This is a genomic window from Amphritea opalescens (assembly GCF_003957515.1).
Classification (GTDB): domain Bacteria; phylum Pseudomonadota; class Gammaproteobacteria; order Pseudomonadales; family Balneatricaceae; genus Amphritea; species Amphritea opalescens.
This window is the reverse complement of the sequence record NZ_RQXW01000041.1, coordinates 1-1,163: the sequence shown is the minus strand read 5'-3', so window position 1 is coordinate 1,163 and position 1,163 is coordinate 1. Positions and strand designations below refer to the sequence as shown.

The window sequence follows — 1,163 nt, the reverse complement described above, 5'->3', positions numbered from 1 at the left end:
ATGGAACCACCCGATCCCTTACCGAACTCGGAAGTGAAACGTCTTAGCGCCAATGGTAGTGTGGGGATTCCCCATGCGAGAGTAGGTCATCGCCAAGCTTCAAATAAGAGACAGCCCCGATCATTAGTTTGATCGGGGCTTTTTCGTTTTTGGCGTTTAGGTTTTAGGGGCGGTGCGCTCACTCTACCATTCGGGTTTATCGGCCCTAGAAGGGGCTCCTACGGAGGGAGATTAGATCTTGTGTTGTGGGAGCTGCCTCTGGCAGCGATTGGTTTGGACCGCATGGGCTTAATAGTCGTCTGGTGCGGTTCGTTCCTATCAGCCGCTTCTTTCGCGGTGATTATAGGAAGTTGGGAAAGCTTTGTTTCATCATCTGAAACACTTATCCGGACGAGTATTGCCTAAGTAATAAAATTTCTTGAAAATTTCAAAAAGGAAGTTATATTTATTTTTAGGTTCAGGGAGAGCCTATGCATGGAAGGCATTCTCGGGAAGAGAAATCGTAAAAGGATGGTCGATGTCACTAGGAGGTGACTGCCTTCTTGCTCTATTGCATATCTATCTATATGGAAGTATAAAGTTGGTTTCGCTATTTTTAATGTTGTTGGAAGCTGTTGTTTTTTGATGGAGTTATAGTCACATTGTTTTATCGGATCGTTGTGTTTATTTAATGGCTTTAATTCTAAAACTTGCTCGGTTTGGCTGCCTCGATTGTCATAGCAACCAACCAACCAACCAACCAACCAACCAACCAACCAACCAACCAACCAACCAACCAACCAACCAACCAACCAACCAACCAACCAACCAACCAACCAACCAACCAACGCGGCCAGGCCTAACTGAGTGATAGTTCCAAATACCGGTTCGGTTGGTAAGCGATATAGTCTTGTCTCAAACAAGGGGGGAGCTGGTGCGATCGCTAATGCAGTTTGTTTTCTAATGGAATGAAACCTTATCTAGATTAATATGATGTGCAGTTTAGGCAATATCCCTTAAACTGAAGTTTTTCATCAAAATAACACTTTTTAGTGCGGCCCCTGTTGACTCCCTGCCTGTCCGGTGTAGAATGCGCCTCCTCGCTTGAGACAGCCACCGGAAACGGTCACTGAAACAAGACGAGCTGTTTGATTAACCCATTGAAAGCACGGCGTTTAACGCAA

The 1,163-nt window shown here is 45.2% G+C and carries 1 protein-coding gene and 1 rRNA gene; one reads left to right on the top strand and one right to left on the bottom strand.

Going from position 1 to position 1,163, the window contains the following annotated elements:
* A 5S ribosomal RNA gene (gene rrf / locus EH243_RS18450) occupies positions 1 to 98 on the top strand; the annotation flags it as partial.
* Positions 99 to 401: 303 nt separating this feature from the next.
* On the opposite strand, the gene EH243_RS18740 is transcribed toward rrf, so the two are convergent.
* Entirely contained in the window at positions 402 to 902 is a 501-nt protein-coding gene (locus tag EH243_RS18740) for a hypothetical protein (protein WP_241235126.1), read from the bottom strand.
* Positions 903 to 1,163 lie beyond the last annotated feature (261 nt).